The sequence below is a fragment of the Mycobacterium sp. smrl_JER01 genome (assembly GCF_048513595.2).
GTDB lineage: Bacteria > Actinomycetota > Actinomycetes > Mycobacteriales > Mycobacteriaceae > Mycobacterium.
The window spans coordinates 74,976-91,689 of the sequence record NZ_JBLXXK020000003.1; the positions used below are offsets into that span (position 1 = coordinate 74,976).

The window sequence follows — 16,714 nt, forward strand, 5'->3', positions numbered from 1 at the left end:
AATGCACGACTCCAGCACAACCCCGACCAAACCAAATATCTTCTGACCTAGCCGTAAGCGGATTAGAATCACTGCTTGGCTGGGCGAGACCTATTTAACGGACTATCCGCAAGTACACCTCCCATAATGAGGTTTAATTAGAGATGGCGCCGCGGCAAGATGGGCGCTTAGCGCAATGCATGCCAGGGTCCACTATCGAGCAGAAGTCCCCTCGTCAGCAAGGGCACACAACAGTTGATTAAGCGTGGAGCTATGCGCACACCCATATAGTGTCATTTCTGTAGGTTCGGCCGAATGCTGCGCAGGTCCTCCCTGTCCTCGATTCAAGACCGTTCCCGAGCTGCCTCGACAAGCGCCCGGAACAGCCGGCCGTCGATGCCCTCTTCCGGATGCCACTGGACGCCAATCATGAAACGCCGATCAACGCCCTCGACCGCTTCGATCACTTCGTCTTCAGCTCGGCCAACGACAACTAGGCCGTCACCAAGAACGTCGATTGCTTGGTGATGATGCGAGAGCACGGGCGCGGAAGGATCGTAGTATCCGCGGCTAAGGTGTTCGGAGTCGAAAACCACCGGGTGCTCGTTGAATGTGCCCCGTGTCAGACGGTGCACGTCCGACGCACCCGCACTCGGCAGGTCTTCGATTAGAGTGCCACCCCGCGATACGTTCAACACTTGGAGTCCTCGGCAGACGCCCAGGACCGGTAGGTCAGCTTTCCAAGCAGCCTGAATCAGCGCGACTTCGAAGCGGTCTCTTTCATGGCTGTGGTCGGCATGGCTTTCCTCGGACTCTTCCCTTCCACTCCAAGTACCACACACGTCCTCGCCACCGATTAAGACGAGTGCGTCAACCAAATCAACGACCGTTTGAATTGCGCCGACATCGCTGATCTGCGGAGGAAGAAGGATCGGCACACCCCCGGCATCACTAATCTTGTCCACATAGGTCCGGGGAGTCAGCACGCAATTCGCCTTCCAATCGACCCAATCCGCGTATACGGCATACGTACTGATACCGATCAGTGGCGGTTGTGACATCATTGAGTGTCACCAGTCGATCCGGCACATATCCGTAGTCCCGCCGTTTTGGAATTGCTGCCGAAGGGCGCCACTCCCGCAGAGTGCGCGTTGAATTTCCTAACAGGGGGAACAGTCCAAAAGATGATCACAAGTAAATCCTCAACATAACTTCTCAACTCCTAATCGGTCACAGCTAGCAGGTGTCGTTAAGTCCCCGGAGAAGCTGCACGTCGAGCCGGCCCTCACGTCGGCGACACCATCCCGCATATCTACCCTGACGACAGCAACCGCGGCAGCTTTTCGTGATCATGGGTTGTCACATATCCTCGTTCACGTCCTATACGGCCTATCGTATCCGACGTGCAATTGCATCGGTCAACTCGTGAAGACCAGCCCGGTCGTCAGTTACATTTGATCGCGCGTTCCGTTTCCCAGGTTTCCGACGCCGCCGGCGGGTGCCGCGACAGGGTCAGGCCTTTGTCCTGATGTAGACGTTCTTAAGTTCGGTGTATCCGTCGATAGCTGCCATGCCCATCTCGCGTCCAAATCCGGATTGTTTGAAGCCCCCGAACGGTGCTTGGATACGAACGGAGGAGTTCGTATTCACCGATAACGTTCCGCTCTCCACCCCTCTAGCGACCCGCAGGGCCCTACCGATATCAGACGTCCAGATGGACCCGCTGAGACCGTAGATTGTCGAGTTCGCTTTACGAATTGCGTCCTCTTCATCGTCGAATGGCAGAATCACCGCGACTGGTCCGAAGATTTCTTCGTTCACGATCGCCGATCCAGGGTCAGGATCGATGACGACGTGCGGCGCCAGCCAGAAGCCAGGGCCATCTGGTACGTCGCCGGAGACGATCGACTGGCTCGTCCCGTTCAGATAGGACTGGACTCGTTCACGGTGCAGTTGGGACACTAGCGGACCGAGTTGTGTCGTTTCATCGCCGGGATCCCCGATGCGCAGAGTGCGCGTCTTGTCGATGAACCCTGCGATGAACTCCTCGTAGACCGATCTTTGAACGAGGATCCGGCTCCGGGCGCAGCAGTCCTGGCCCGTGTTGTCGTACACGCCTAGGGGCGCTTCGCTGATAGCACGCTCCACATCTGCATCGGCGAACACAATGCTTGCTGATTTTCCACCTAGCTCCAACGTCAATCGCTTCATGGAGTCGGCCGCGGAGCGCATTACCTCTTTGCCGGTCTCGGTGGAGCCAGTGAAACTAACCTTTGCCACTAGCGGATGGCTAGTTAGCACTTTGCCGACCGTCGATCCCGGACCCGATATCACCTGCACCAAATTGGGCGGCAAATCTAGTGCCGCAACCAACTCGCCAAACCGGCGCGTTGACATCGGAGTCTCATCAGCAGGCTTGACGACAACCGCATTGCCTGCGGCCAGCGCAGGAGCGATGTTCCAAGATGCGATCGGCAGCGGGAAGTTCCACGGCGCGATGACAGCCACGACACCCAAGGGCTCCCGGAAAGTCAGATCCACACCGTCGTCGACAGGAATGGTGTCTCCAAGAATCTTATCGACGATCCCAGCATAGTAGTGAAAAGTTGCTGCGACACCGCTGATTTCAGCTCGAGCGTTGCTGATCGGCTTCCCAACATCTAAAGATTCCAGCCTCGCAAGCTCCTCGAGATTCGCTACTACGGTGTCTGCAATAGCTCTCAGGGCCTCACCACGGGCCGAGAGCGGCAGATTGACCCACGCACGTTGCGCCACCGCTGAGCGCTGAACAGCCGCGTCGGCATCAGCAACGTCAGCGACGACGAACTCATCGATTACCTCCTCCGTAGCCGGGTTTATGACGGTGTTCACAGTAGACATACGGGTCCTTGTCCTATGCGGCGCGCCCATCCCGGATATCACCAGGGAGCGCTGATCAACTCGCCTTACAGTGTCGTGAGCCAGCGCCCTGCCGCAAAGGGCGCGGAGCACCCGGATAGGTGCAACACCGTGCATCGCGCACATACGACGGCCCGCCTCACCTCGTACAATCATTGCGGTTGAACTAAGCAGGGCAAGACTCAACCCGGAAGCTGATTCCGGTCTCACCGACCCGCTCACATACAGCGGGCGGCGGTTCGCGGTGCGCACATGCCTGGAAGTCGCACACACGCAAATGCCGGCATGGAGCGCAGCCATCTAGCGCGCTGTGGCCCTCGAGCGACACACCGACATCCCGACACAAGGAGAAACACACCATGTCTGATAGCGTCGCGCAGAACGCCATCGTCACAGGAGCCGGTTCCGGCAACGGAAAGGCGATCGCCGAACTGCTTCTCTCCCAAGGAGCTAACGTCGCACTACTCGATATCTCGCCAGAATCCCTCGCAGACACAGCATCCCGGTTCCCCGCTGCGGTACCCATCAGCGTGGACGTCGCAGATCCAGAATCAGTGAGCCGTGCGGTTGCTTGCGTGAAGCGAGACCTGGGGCATGTGGATCTACTGGTCAACAATGCCGGGATCGTCCGATCGACCAAGTTCACAGAATTATCCTTGGACGAGTGGAATGAGGTATTCGCCGTGAACGCTGCCGGCCCGTTTCTCGTGAGCCAGGCAACGATGCCGCTCCTTCGCGCCGCCGCCGCAGCACGTGGTCCGCAATCAACTGCCGCGATCGTGAATATCACCTCAGTTGAAGCACACATTGTTATCTCCAGCAGCGGACATCCCCAAGTCCATTACAACGCGTCGAAGGGCGCGTTATTGCAGTTCACCCGCGCACTGTCCATCGACTGCGCCAAAGATCGGGTTCGTGTCAATGCAGTGGCGCCCGGATTCATCGAAACACCCTTCACGCAAAGCACCCTCGACAATCCAGTGGTCAAGGAGTGGCTCTTGGAGCGCACACCCTTGGGGCGCATCGGCAAACCTTCAGACGTAGCGGAAGCAGTGGCGTTTCTAGGTGGTGAGCAGGCCAGTTGGATCACCGGCACCACCTTGTTCGTCGACGGTGGGTGGACAGTGTACTGAGGAAGGTTCGTCCGGTGGTCGTAGCATTCGCTCAGCGACACCACCGTCGGCCCCGCCTTCCGACCAAACACCTCGCGACACCGAGACGGTGGCTACCACAGCATTTACGAGCGCATCGACACCAAACCCCGAGTGTTTTCACTATCATGGTGCCCAGAGTTGGACCGCGACGATGCGCCTGGCGGTACACACTCCTCAGATGCGTGGTTGCCAGCGCTGGTAGGCGTAGACGGTGCAGGTGTCAGTTGCACAGAAGGTGGTGCCCTCACACACGGCGTCGGGGGCCTCTGCAAGGGAGCAAAGCCACGTCGCGCGGCCGCAGGTGCCGAGTCCTGGGAGATATCCGACTAGATGTCGGCTGCCGTGTCAGCACTCCCCCCGAACAGACACAGCAGCTAGTCCGCTGTGAAGGTTCGAGCGGTTTTCAGATTGATACTGAATCATCGGGCAACCCATCGTGGATCGTACGATCGGTTGCCCGATGACGATGAACCCTCGGGAAGTGTGTGAGCACAAACTCCTGCTCGACCAGGTGACGCACAACTTGGTCGCAGCTGAGAGAAGGGCGAAGACGTTAGCGGAGCTGAACCGCCTACTCGCCCACGGCTGGGATCCTCTGGAGCTCGCGCAGTACGCAGTTGATCTAGTCATGCGTGCGACCGGGGCTTCGGGCAGCTTTGTTTATTTGTGGGATCCTGGCACAGAACGATTAGTACTGCGGGTGGCAACCACTGGGCGCCAGTCAGCCCACGTCGGTCAGGTTCATTTACGACTCGGCGAAGGAGTCACCGGTTGGGCCGCATTGATGCGACAGACCGTCGTTATTCAGGACGACATCTCACAGGATCCTCGGTCTATCAGCTTCCCATTTCTGGACGAGGACAGATTCCGGTCGATGGTGTCGGTGCCCACTGTCGCAGGCGGGTCCGAACTCATGGGCACATTCAATGTCGTCTCGGTCCACCCAGGAGCTTTCGATTCTCACGATATCGACTTAGCGACAGAGGTCGGCAGACTCCTCGCCTCTGGGTTGGTCCAGGCAAAAACAATAGAGGACCTTCGGCGTCAGTCTGCCGCCGCCCGATTCCTCATGACGGTTCCTCCTGACGCCACCAGCTCACTGCAACGATGCATTGACGTGCTGGCGGGTTCCATCCGAGAACAGGTAGGCGCCTTACTATGCACGATTGAGCTAGCTGAACGCGATTCCGTCGCCGGTCCGATCCGTCCCGGTATCGCATTTGCCCCTGACGTCGACCACGCACTGATCGTCCTCGGCCGCTCAGTGCGGTCTCGAGCCGAACTAACGGCACTTGTGCGCGAACTGGATACCGACAAAGAGAAGTTTGCCACGTCATTCGGTCCCTTGGTACCTTTGGGCGTTGTCACGTGTTATCGCAGCCAGGCGTTTACCGATAATGACACGCGCATAATCGAGGCGTTGAGTACCCAGTCGGCAGCTCTCATCGCTTCGGTAACAAACTCTGTGGCCACCACCCCACTCGCGGGGCGTCTGTGCGCGCCACCGACGCTCGATCTTGTCGAAAGGGCGCTTCTCGAACTCGGTTGGCGTCCTGGACCAACACACCCGATCATTTTGAGGATGCCGGCGTCGCAGTTTCGGTCAAATGCATCGTTCGACCGAATCGTCGATGCCCTGAGGAAGGTGTGTGACTCATTCGAAGGTGTTGTGATCGTGCCATCGGCACCTACGGTAACGCTGCTCGTTCGTCATCAGCCTGATCAGTGGCCAACGTTTCTGCAGACGTTGCGACTTGCAATCAAGTCTCTGCCGTCCGACTCGCAACAACCCCTCTCCGTCGGGGTCGGCCCTCTGGCGGCGGACCCGCTAGACATCCGAGACAACCTCGCGCACGCGGAAACAGCCTTGGTATGGGCAGAACTACTCGGAGAGACCGCCGTGCAATATGACGACATCGCACACCTGCTCAATGTGCCCAGCGCCATAGTCAATACAGGGCCTGCCCTCCGGGAGGCGCTGCTGAGGATGCGGGAAATCGCTAGGTACGACCTTAGATACGGTACCGAACTCTCCCACACGCTTGACACGTATATTTCGAATGGCCGCTCGATGACCGACACAGCAGAAAAGCTGTTCATTCACCGAAATACTTTGCGCCAAAGGCTAGCCCGTATCGAGGATGTCATGGGCCAACCCATTGCACCCACAGACGACTGGACAGCATTCGCGGTGGCAGCACGACTCAACGCTGCCCGCGGTGGAATCCTTCACATTGGCCCATCCGGACCGCGTCTAGGATAGCGTCCCGAGAAATGGTGGACTTCGGATGGGCCTTGCCCCCGTGTAGTGGACACGGGATTTGTGGTTACGCGGCTTGTGGCAGCGTAGTGGATGTGTGGGTGTTTTCGTAGCTGGCCGGGCTGGAATAGGCGCAGCGGGAGTGCCTCCGTTTCAGGTTGTAGCGGACCAGCCAGCAGAACACTTCGCGGCGGCAGGTGGGCGCGTCGGGCCAGTTGCTGCGGTCCTGCAGGATCTCGCGTTTGAGGGAGGCGTTGAACGACTCAGCGAGTGCGTTGTCGGCACTTGACCCCACCCCGCCCATAGACTGGACGACGCCCAGATCTGCGCAGAGTTCGGCGAAATCGGTTGAGGTGTACTGACTTCCGTGATCGGAATGGAACACTGCACCGGCCAGCGAGCCGCGCAGCGCCTCGGCGGCTTTGAGTGCATCTTCGACCAGTTCGGTGCGCATATGCTCAGCGATCGCCCACCCGGCGACTCGGCCGGAGAAGCAGTCGATCACCGTCGCCAGATACAGATTCGACCCGGTCGCCAACGGTAGGTAGGTGATGTCTCCGACATACTTTTCATTCGGTGTCGCTGCGGTGAAATCCCGGCCGAGCAGGTCCGGAACCTTCTGGTTCGCCGGATCCGGCGTCGTGGTCTTCACCCGTCGTCGGCGGCGGTAGCCGGCAATCCCGGCGGTGCGCATCACCCGTGCCACCCGCTTGTGGTTGACCCGCTCCTGGTCGGGGACACCGTCGTTGAGCTCAGCGGTGATCCGCGGCGCACCATAGGTGCTATCCGCATCGTGCACAGTGCGGATACGCGCCTCGAGTGCCTCGTCCGCGGCCTGACGCGCAGCACGGCCGCCAGCGCCGGCCAACCAGGCATAAAACGAGGAACGCGCGACCTCGACGACCGCGCACAGCCACTTCACCGGATAGGCGTCGAGGTGGTCGGCGACGAACTGAAAGCGGCTCACCAGTTCGTCTCCCCGGCGAAATATTTGGCCGCCGACCGCAGAATGTCACGCTCGGTCGACAACCGAGTCTGTGTGGCACGCAGCTGCTGCACCTCGGCTCGGAGCCGGGCCAGCTCCTGATCAGGGGTTTCCGCACCCGGCGCCGGCTGTCCTGCCGGAGTCAGGTTGCGGTGCCGGATCGGCACCCCGGCCGCTTTGCACCACGCCGATAACGTCACCCCACTGATACCGAGCTCGGCGGCAATCTCGGTGACCGTCGCGCCCTCGGTATCCCGGTACAGCGCTACCGCGTCTCGTTTGAACTCTTCGGGATAATTTTTCCTTGCCATCGGTGTCGATCATCTCGCTTCCCCCGCCAATCTTGCGGGATTCAGCGTGTCCAACACCTGGGGTCAGGGCCCGATCGGCGTGATTCATGTAACGCGATCAACGAGTTGAGGTGAGCCCCCTGTAGTGGTCCAGTCGTTGTGGGACTCTGTTGCCCGGTGTTCGGGCAAGGGAAGAATCGACAACGACTGGACCACTACAGGGGGCTCACCTCACAGGTGTCAGGCAGATCGCACGTGATTTGGGTCGTGCCTCATCGAGACATCGCGGGAGCTCCGCCGCAATGCTGCCACGCGGTGCGGCAAGCTCGACTACCGTGCCTCGGTTGCGCAGTGGAAGGCGACCTGGTCGCCCAGCGTCCGAAGTCCGCGAAGCTAGTCGCCAATCCTCGGGTGCGTAAGTATGTCCAGGACAGGCTGAGCGGCCGGATCAGCCGGAGCGACGGCACAACGGTACTTGGGCCCAGAAACGGAGCAATGGACCGGACACACCAAGCCGCACCGCGGAGATCGCACGGGTGCTCTACATCCAGCGCCGAGGTGCGCTCAAGCTCGAACTCATCCTGTGCCTTCGTACTGGTCGTGCGCTACGGCCGCCGCGGGCCAGGTCAAAGCGCACGGCGTGGGCCCACGTCACACCCGAAGTCCTCCTCAGCGAGCGGCCCGCTGAGTTGGACGACCGCGCCGTCCCCGGCCACTTGGAAGGAGACCTCCTGATCGGATTGGAACGCTCGGCGATCGGCGCAACTTGGTGGAACGAAGACCCGCTTCACGCTGCTGATTCACTTTCCCCGCGAAGAGGTTACCGACACGGACACAGCGTCAAGAATGGCCCTGCCCTCGCAGGCTATGGGGCGACTGCGATGAAGAACGCCCTTGCCGCAGCCATGAGCACGCTGCCCGAACAGTTGCGACGCTCGGCTGCGCGAGCTGCTCTCGATGTTCATTGACACCCTGATGGGTGCTGAAGCCGATGCATTATGCGGGCCGGCTACGGCGAGCGCAGCGGGGATCGAACCAACCACCGCAACGGTTACCGTCGCCGTGAATTCAACACGCGGGCAGGCACGTTGGATGCGGCAATCCCGAAACTGCGCCACGGTTCGTACTTTCCGGACTGGCTAGTGGAGCACCGCATGTGCGCCCGAGCGGGCCCTGACCACGGTGGTGGCTACCTGCTCGGAGTGTCGACGCCGCGGATGGACAAACTGGTCGGCATCTTCCCCGACCGAGGCGCCCTGATCCGCCTCGCCGGAGCCGTCCTGGCCGAACAACACGACGAACGGGCCGAATCCCGGCGCTCCCTCGGCCTCGACGCCCTCAGCAAATCACGAGCCGTCCAGAATTCACCGACAGAACCGAAGGTCACCCCAGAGGCGCTCACCGCCTGAACCGTCAACCCTAAGAATCACACGACGACCGAATACCACGTCCCTGGACTTGAACCGATGAGAGTGCACATATGTGCACTGTGCACGGTGCACGGTGGCGAGATGTTTAGAGTGCTTCGCGCACTTTGCGGCACTGCGATGGCTCATCACACTGTTAGGTGGGGCGACCGGTGCCCCCTGGTGATATCCGAGATGGGCGCGCCGCATAGGACAAGGACCTGTATGTCTACTGTGAACACCATCATAAACCCGGCCACTGAGGAGGCTATCGACGAGTTCGACGTTGCTGATGTCGACGCGGCTGTTCAACGCTCAGCGGTGGCGCAACGTAAGTGGGTTAATCTGCTGCTCTCGGCACGTGGCGAGGCATTGAGAGCTACTGCAGACACCGTCGCAGCGAACCTCGAGGACCTTGCGAACCTGGAATCTCTAAATGTTGGTGGCGATGTGGTGTATCTCGGGGATCTTTAGTGGTAGCCAGAGGTCTATTCGGTACTTGTATAAACGCGGCTGCACTATGAATTTTTGGAGGCTTATTCCGAGGTAGCGGCCAATTCATGAAGATAAGAACAGTTGCCGTCGGCCGGTGTTTGCATTTTTGAACGTGTGGTTGGCATTGGCAAACCGACGCCAGTCGCAGCGCGGGCTGGCGTCGGTGGGATAGCAGACTAAGTGAACAGAGCATAAGGATTATTTGATGACCATGCTGACAGCAGTATCAGTCGCAGACCGGCTTTCTCAGTTGCAATCGTCCGGTGTCGACACTCTCGTGATCGGCGCTGCCGACGTCAACGGCCTTTTCCGGGCGAAGCGGTTTTCTTTGGACTTATTCTCGCGGGAGAACGTGGAGATTGCCTTCAGCGACTATGTGTTCGCTGCCGATCTGCAGGACGCCATGATGAGCCCGCGGCCCGGATACCGCGGTTACTTTCCGACGGAGTCTCTGGGCCTGCCCGATGTATATGTCAGACCTGACTGGGACCTGTTGCGCGTGCTGCCGTGGGATCCGCGTACAGCTTTAGTCCTTGGCGACTTCTACCACCGCGATGGCGATGAGGTCGCGATTTCGCCGCGAGGAGTTCTCAAGCGGGTGATCCGGCGTCTGGAGGAAATGGGACTTCAGGCAGTGGCAGGCTGCGAGTACGAGTTCTTTATCTTCCGCGGCAACCCTGAGGAAGTTCGCGCCCATCCGTCCGAACTTGCCCCCCTCAGCGTCGGGCCGTCCTACAGCTATGGCAGGGGGGCTGAAGATGAGGCATTGCTCGGAATCGTCAGGCGGATGATGGAACAAGCAGGAATTCCAGTGGAGACCGCCCACCCGGAAGCTGCACCGGGACAAAGCGAGATCACGATCCGCTATGCGGACGCGCTGGCCGCTGCCGACCATGCGTTCCTCTACAAGCAGTTTGTCTCCGAACTCTTGGCTCGGGAAGGGATGACAGCCTCATTCATCGCCAAGTTGTCGCGGAGTGGGTTCGGATCGAGCGGACATATCCATATCAGTCTTCGTGATGAAGCGGGGGAGCCGATGATGGTTGACAGTGACGGCGAGTTCTCGGAGACGACATTTCACGCCATCGCTGGTTTCCTGTCGACACTACCGGAGTTCACGGCCTTCTACGCGCCGACGGTGAACTCATATCGCCGCTACCAGACGCCCTACGGTCTCGCCGGAGATACCGTTGCTTGGGGGATCGAGAACCGTACGTGTGCGGTCCGCCTCATCCAGGCTGGGCGGTCCGGAAGTCGTTTCGAGACTAGGACGCCCGGAGCGGACATAAACCCGTACATCGCGTTGGCCGCTGCTCTGGCTGGCGTCGGTCATGGGATCGAGTGCAACGCGTCCCCGCCGCCCGAGACAGTGGGCGACGCGTATCAGGATCCTGTTGTAGGGCGAGTCCCGAACGACCTTCAGACATCTACGATGTTGCTTTCCAACAGCGCAATTGCTCGAGACTGGCTCGGTGACGAATTTGTCGACTACTACGCCGAGACTCGGTTTTGGGAGTCCGAGCAGCACCGGCTGGCGGTCACTGATTGGGAGTTGCGGCGCTACCTCTGACCAGTGTTCTTGGAGCCGAGGTGGGTGAGGGTTCTCGCTGAGCGTCGGGTATCTCGGGTGGGAATGTCTGGGTGGCGCCTGCGAATCCGCCACCGCTGGCGTGTTCCCGCTGAGTGAGTCCGATCAGTTTTAGAGTCCTGTGGCCCGATGTCGGGCCGAGAACGGGCGATGAAACGTATGGCTGGTCGGAAGCGGCATTCCGCGGAGGACATCGTGCGCAAACTGGGTCGCGCGGACGAGCTGACCGCGGCAGGCAAGACCGGCGAGGAGATCGCCGCGGAGCTGAGTGTCTCGGTGGCGACGCTGTACAACTGGCGGCGCGCCTATGGCGGGATGGACACCGACGTCGCCAAGGAACTCAAAGAGCTGCGCGAGCAGAACGCCCGACTGAAGCGGCTAGTGTCGCGCGTCTGAATTGGGCCTTGCCCCCGTGTAGTGGACACGGGATTTGTGGTTACGCGGCTTGTGGCAGCGTAGTGGATGTGTGGGTGTTTTCGTAGCTGGCCGGGCTGGAATAGGCGCAGCGGGAGTGCCTCCGTTTCAGGTTGTAGCGGACCAGCCAGCAGAACACTTCGCGGCGGCAGGTGGGCGCGTCGGGCCAGTTGCTGCGGTCCTGCAGGATCTCGCGTTTGAGGGAGGCGTTGAACGACTCAGCGAGTGCGTTGTCGGCACTTGACCCCACCCCGCCCATAGACTGGACGACGCCCAGATCTGCGCAGAGTTCGGCGAAATCGGTTGAGGTGTACTGACTTCCGTGATCGGAATGGAACACTGCACCGGCCAGCGAGCCGCGCAGCGCCTCGGCGGCTTTGAGTGCATCTTCGACCAGTTCGGTGCGCATATGCTCAGCGATCGCCCACCCGGCGACTCGGCCGGAGAAGCAGTCGATCACCGTCGCCAGATACAGATTCGACCCGGTCGCCAACGGTAGGTAGGTGATGTCTCCGACATACTTTTCATTCGGTGTCGCTGCGGTGAAATCCCGGCCGAGCAGGTCCGGAACCTTCTGGTTCGCCGGATCCGGCGTCGTGGTCTTCACCCGTCGTCGGCGGCGGTAGCCGGCAATCCCGGCGGTGCGCATCACCCGTGCCACCCGCTTGTGGTTGACCCGCTCCTGGTCGGGGACACCGTCGTTGAGCTCAGCGGTGATCCGCGGCGCACCATAGGTGCTATCCGCATCGTGCACAGTGCGGATACGCGCCTCGAGTGCCTCGTCCGCGGCCTGACGCGCAGCACGGCCGCCAGCGCCGGCCAACCAGGCATAAAACGAGGAACGCGCGACCTCGACGACCGCGCACAGCCACTTCACCGGATAGGCGTCGAGGTGGTCGGCGACGAACTGAAAGCGGCTCACCAGTTCGTCTCCCCGGCGAAATATTTGGCCGCCGACCGCAGAATGTCACGCTCGGTCGACAACCGAGTCTGTGTGGCACGCAGCTGCTGCACCTCGGCTCGGAGCCGGGCCAGCTCCTGATCAGGGGTTTCCGCACCCGGCGCCGGCTGTCCTGCCGGAGTCAGGTTGCGGTGCCGGATCGGCACCCCGGCCGCTTTGCACCACGCCGATAACGTCACCCCACTGATACCGAGCTCGGCGGCAATCTCGGTGACCGTCGCGCCCTCGGTATCCCGGTACAGCGCTACCGCGTCTCGTTTGAACTCTTCGGGATAATTTTTCCTTGCCATCGGTGTCGATCATCTCGCTTCCCCCGCCAATCTTGCGGGATTCAGCGTGTCCAACACCTGGGGTCAGGGCCCCTCCTCCGGATCCACCAATCGAAGGAATGCCATTCGCCGGAATTAACGAAGAGAGGCGTCGTCAACTCTGTTGATTTGGCTTACTCGCTTCGGACCGGGCTTCAAAAATTCTCAATTGCCACCTGCACACTCTAAAAACTGAATATATGCGTCACGCACATGTCCGGCGGTTGCAGCCAAGGCTAACGTCACCTCCAGTCTTCTGTTGACTCCAGCCGACCGTCTGCTGGCCTATTCCACGTGAAGGTGCGCATGATACCGAGTTCCCCTGTTGCAGTTGCGAAGTCAGGTTCGTCGACTTCGACTAACCTACTACGAAGTTCGATCAACTTCCTCCACATCGCGCTTATGGTGACGGCCACGGCGGCTCCCCTGGTCGTGGTTTCGACGTACATCCCGATTTCAATCTCAAGCGGAGCCGGCATCGCCACACCCCTGACCTATGCGGTGACTACCGTGATTCTGTTGGTCTTCGCAGTGGGTTTTGCACAGATGGCGAAACGCATTACGTCAGCCGGCGCGTTCTATACTTTCACGACACAGGGTCTCGGAAGACCGCTAGGTCTCGCCGCCGGACTCCTTATCCTTTCGGCATACAGCATGATCGCCGCCGCTATCTCGGGAGGGTTCGGATACTTCACCTCCGCGTTGCTGATCAACTACTTCGGCATCAAGGTCGCCTGGTACTGGTGCGCTATCACCGCAATGCTCGTCATGTTTGCCATCTCGTACTTCAAAGTTACGCTGACTGCTCGGATTCTGGCGGTCCTCTTGGTTCTCGAGGTGCTGATTGTTGTCTTGGTGTGTGTATTTACGATCGGTAAGGGCGGCGCAACGGGACAGATGCCAGCGGCGTTTAATCCGGCAGAGTGGGTTGCAGCCCCTGCAGTGGGAATCGGGTTCTTCCTCGCGTTTTGGTCGTGGATTGGATTTGAAACGACTGCCATCTATGGCGAAGAAACGAAGGATCCGAAGCGAAGCGTGCCTAAGGCTACTTATATCGCCGTGATAACGCTGGGCGTCTTCTACACGTTCGCGGCGTATACCGCGGTCATCGGATTCGGCACCGACGCGCCAGAGCAGGCCGGAGTTTTGGTCGGAGACTACTTTTTTGTGATTGCCGATCTCTACACATGGCACGCCGTGCGAGTAGTCATGGACTTCTTGGTTGTGTCAGGGTTTTTCGCATGCGTATTTGCGTGGCACAATAACGCTGCACGGTACCAATACTCGTTGGGGCGTGACGGGGTTCTGCCCCGCGTCCTTGGGCGGACGCACCCTATTCACAAGTCGCCCTACATTGCGGCTGCGGTGCAGGCCGTAATCGTCATTGTTGTGATCGCCCTTTTCGCCGCAGCCGGCGCTGATCCCCTGCTCGAACTCGGGACCTGGTTGGCGATCTTTTGCACGCTCGCCGTGATCGTAGTCCAGCTGCTGGTCTCAGTAGCGGTGATCGGTTACTTCAACCGGGTCGGTCGTCAAACGCCAGCTGACTACCTAAAGACGTTGGCCGCTCCTGCCATCGGGGCTGTGGGGCAGCTTGTGATCCTGGTTCTGTTGCTCGAAAACCTGACATTCCTCGCGGGGGACGATTCGGTAATTGTCGGGTTGATCCCCCTCTACGTGGCGGTGATAGCGGCAGCATCGATCGGCTATGCCCTCTGGTTGCGCAAGCGAGACCCAGTCCGGTACACGGCAATTGGACAGATGCATGAGGACGAGCTAATCGACGTTTGTTGCGTCCACGAAGGTGAGGAGGAGCCGAGTTCCGGCGTGTCGTTGCCGAATGATTGAAAGCCATCGCGTGATCTTTCGCGAGACCGTCGAAAGTCACTCCAGCAAAGGAATCTTCGCGATGACCACCTGCGATCTGTGCGGTTCCAGGTCATACGCAACCGGTCGTCATCGGGATATGGTTACCGTAGGCCGGGGGCCCGGTGGGCGTTGAAGTTGCGGATGGGCTTGTGGTTGTGCCCGGGCGTGTAGTGACACTTCGTTGATGCCGTCGAGGACGCGGAAGTAGTGATCTTCAACGACGACGGTAACGATAGTGCCAGCGTATAGTGCGCCGATCCCGCCTGCGCTGTCCGGCCACCATGATCGCGCCACCAAATCCATTCAACCACAAAGAACTCCAACAAACGCGCGGGGTTCGTCCCGCGCGGTCACCGCTTCCACCGCCACCGCTGGCCGGGCCACAAAGCGTGCAGCGAAGAGTCCGTAAAGACGGCCCTTCCGGCATCAATTCTCCGTCTCCGTCCACGAGGAGCGTGGTCGGCGGGCGCCTCGGTGGGCACCGACACCCCGCTATGAGAAGTGGTCCGCTCCAAATGGTACCGGCAATGGTGAGATGAGAGCGACGCAGTCAGACGAAGGGAACGAGACATGGTTCAGGGGTGCAGGGGCGGACCGCCAGGCAGCGATCCGATCGGGGCGAACCCGTTCTCCAACGACCCATTTGCCGCGCCGTCAAACACAGCAAGCGCACCGAACATGCCATCCGCGCCTGCGAATCCGCCACCGCTGGCGTGTTCCCGCTGAGTGAGTCCGATCAGTTTTAGAGTTCTGTGGCCCGATGTCGGGCCCTGACCCCAGGTGTTGGACACGCTGAATCCCGCAAGATTGGCGGGGGAAGCGAGATGATCGACACCGATGGCAAGGAAAAATTATCCCGAAGAGTTCAAACGAGACGCGGTAGCGCTGTACCGGGATACCGAGGGCGCGACGGTCACCGAGATTGCCGCCGAGCTCGGTATCAGTGGGGTGACGTTATCGGCGTGGTGCAAAGCGGCCGGGGTGCCGATCCGGCACCGCAACCTGACTCCGGCAGGACAGCCGGCGCCGGGTGCGGAAACCCCTGATCAGGAGCTGGCCCGGCTCCGAGCCGAGGTGCAGCAGCTGCGTGCCACACAGACTCGGTTGTCGACCGAGCGTGACATTCTGCGGTCGGCGGCCAAATATTTCGCCGGGGAGACGAACTGGTGAGCCGCTTTCAGTTCGTCGCCGACCACCTCGACGCCTATCCGGTGAAGTGGCTGTGCGCGGTCGTCGAGGTCGCGCGTTCCTCGTTTTATGCCTGGTTGGCCGGCGCTGGCGGCCGTGCTGCGCGTCAGGCCGCGGACGAGGCACTCGAGGCGCGTATCCGCACTGTGCACGATGCGGATAGCACCTATGGTGCGCCGCGGATCACCGCTGAGCTCAACGACGGTGTCCCCGACCAGGAGCGGGTCAACCACAAGCGGGTGGCACGGGTGATGCGCACCGCCGGGATTGCCGGCTACCGCCGCCGACGACGGGTGAAGACCACGACGCCGGATCCGGCGAACCAGAAGGTTCCGGACCTGCTCGGCCGGGATTTCACCGCAGCGACACCGAATGAAAAGTATGTCGGAGACATCACCTACCTACCGTTGGCGACCGGGTCGAATCTGTATCTGGCGACGGTGATCGACTGCTTCTCCGGCCGAGTCGCCGGGTGGGCGATCGCTGAGCATATGCGCACCGAACTGGTCGAAGATGCACTCAAAGCCGCCGAGGCGCTGCGCGGCTCGCTGGCCGGTGCAGTGTTCCATTCCGATCACGGAAGTCAGTACACCTCAACCGATTTCGCCGAACTCTGCGCAGATCTGGGCGTCGTCCAGTCTATGGGCGGGGTGGGGTCAAGTGCCGACAACGCACTCGCTGAGTCGTTCAACGCCTCCCTCAAACGCGAGATCCTGCAGGACCGCAGCAACTGGCCCGACGCGCCCACCTGCCGCCGCGAAGTGTTCTGCTGGCTGGTCCGCTACAACCTGAAACGGAGGCACTCCCGCTGCGCCTATTCCAGCCCGGCCAGCTACGAAAACACCCACACATCCACTACGCTGCCACAAGCCGCGTAACCACAAATCCCGTGTCCACTACACGGGGGCAAGGCCCCGGC

General features: G+C 60.4%; 12 protein-coding genes and 1 pseudogene. 9 read left to right on the top strand and 4 right to left on the bottom strand.

From position 1 onward, the window contains the following. Positions 1 to 323: 323 nt before the first annotated feature. Together ACNUDN_RS29805 and ACNUDN_RS29810 are read right to left on the bottom strand one after the other, a co-directional pair. Complete coding sequence (locus ACNUDN_RS29805) at positions 324 to 1,043, bottom strand: gamma-glutamyl-gamma-aminobutyrate hydrolase family protein (protein ID WP_419125432.1); 720 nt, start codon at positions 1,041 to 1,043, stop codon at positions 324 to 326. Between the two features lie 448 nt (positions 1,044 to 1,491). Then, entirely contained in the window at positions 1,492 to 2,859 is a 1,368-nt protein-coding gene (locus ACNUDN_RS29810) for an aldehyde dehydrogenase family protein (protein ID WP_419125433.1), read from the bottom strand. A 377-nt stretch (positions 2,860 to 3,236) separates the two neighbouring features. Here ACNUDN_RS29810 and ACNUDN_RS29815 point away from each other — a divergent pair, with 377 nt between their 5' ends. Beyond that, complete coding sequence (locus ACNUDN_RS29815; RefSeq protein WP_419125434.1) at positions 3,237 to 4,010, top strand: SDR family NAD(P)-dependent oxidoreductase; 774 nt, start codon at positions 3,237 to 3,239, stop codon at positions 4,008 to 4,010. Between the two features lie 481 nt (positions 4,011 to 4,491). Further along, the gene (locus ACNUDN_RS29820; protein WP_419125435.1) at positions 4,492 to 6,294 is read left to right on the top strand and encodes a helix-turn-helix domain-containing protein; all 1,803 of its coding nucleotides are present in this window, start codon (positions 4,492 to 4,494) and stop codon (positions 6,292 to 6,294) included. 64 nt (positions 6,295 to 6,358) lie between these two features. Here ACNUDN_RS29820 and ACNUDN_RS29825 read toward each other — a convergent pair. Continuing rightward, a protein-coding gene (locus ACNUDN_RS29825) for an IS3 family transposase (protein ID WP_419120833.1) occupies positions 6,359 to 7,587 on the bottom strand; the annotation gives its coding sequence in 2 pieces (ribosomal slippage) (positions 6,359 to 7,275 and positions 7,275 to 7,587; 1,230 coding nt in all). Positions 7,588 to 7,784: 197 nt separating this feature from the next. On the opposite strand from ACNUDN_RS29825, the pseudogene ACNUDN_RS29830 reads away from it, so the two are divergent. The 5 genes and pseudogenes from ACNUDN_RS29830 to ACNUDN_RS29850 all read left to right on the top strand — a co-directional run. Further along, positions 7,785 to 8,504 (top strand): annotated as a pseudogene (locus ACNUDN_RS29830) (transposase); the annotation flags it as partial. Positions 8,505 to 8,564: 60 nt separating this feature from the next. After that, positions 8,565 to 8,975, top strand: coding sequence for a transposase (locus tag ACNUDN_RS29835; protein ID WP_419125436.1), 411 nt, complete (start codon positions 8,565 to 8,567; stop codon positions 8,973 to 8,975). A 222-nt stretch (positions 8,976 to 9,197) separates the two neighbouring features. Then, a complete protein-coding gene (locus ACNUDN_RS29840; RefSeq protein ID WP_431961356.1) occupies positions 9,198 to 9,446 on the top strand; it encodes an aldehyde dehydrogenase family protein in 249 nt (82 codons plus the stop codon). 226 nt (positions 9,447 to 9,672) lie between these two features. Continuing rightward, entirely contained in the window at positions 9,673 to 11,037 is a 1,365-nt protein-coding gene (locus ACNUDN_RS29845) for a glutamine synthetase family protein (protein WP_419125438.1), read from the top strand. 177 nt (positions 11,038 to 11,214) lie between these two features. Then, positions 11,215 to 11,451 carry a transposase gene (locus ACNUDN_RS29850; RefSeq protein ID WP_419125439.1) on the top strand — a complete coding sequence of 79 codons (237 nt, stop codon included), beginning with the start codon at positions 11,215 to 11,217 and terminating at the stop codon, positions 11,449 to 11,451. A gap of 40 nt (positions 11,452 to 11,491) precedes the next feature. Here the strand turns inward: ACNUDN_RS29850 and ACNUDN_RS29855 are convergent. After that, positions 11,492 to 12,720 (bottom strand): IS3 family transposase gene (locus tag ACNUDN_RS29855; RefSeq protein ID WP_419120833.1). Its coding sequence is split into 2 segments (ribosomal slippage): positions 11,492 to 12,408 and positions 12,408 to 12,720, totalling 1,230 coding nucleotides; the frame shifts between segments, so codons are not numbered across the junction. 312 nt (positions 12,721 to 13,032) lie between these two features. Between ACNUDN_RS29855 and ACNUDN_RS29860 the strand changes: the two genes are divergently transcribed. Continuing rightward, a complete protein-coding gene (locus ACNUDN_RS29860; RefSeq protein ID WP_431961359.1) occupies positions 13,033 to 14,586 on the top strand; it encodes an APC family permease in 1,554 nt (517 codons plus the stop codon). Positions 14,587 to 15,444: 858 nt separating this feature from the next. Further along, positions 15,445 to 16,673 (top strand): IS3 family transposase gene (locus ACNUDN_RS29865; protein WP_419120833.1). Its coding sequence is split into 2 segments (ribosomal slippage): positions 15,445 to 15,757 and positions 15,757 to 16,673, totalling 1,230 coding nucleotides; the frame shifts between segments, so codons are not numbered across the junction. Positions 16,674 to 16,714: the final 41 nt, after the last annotated feature.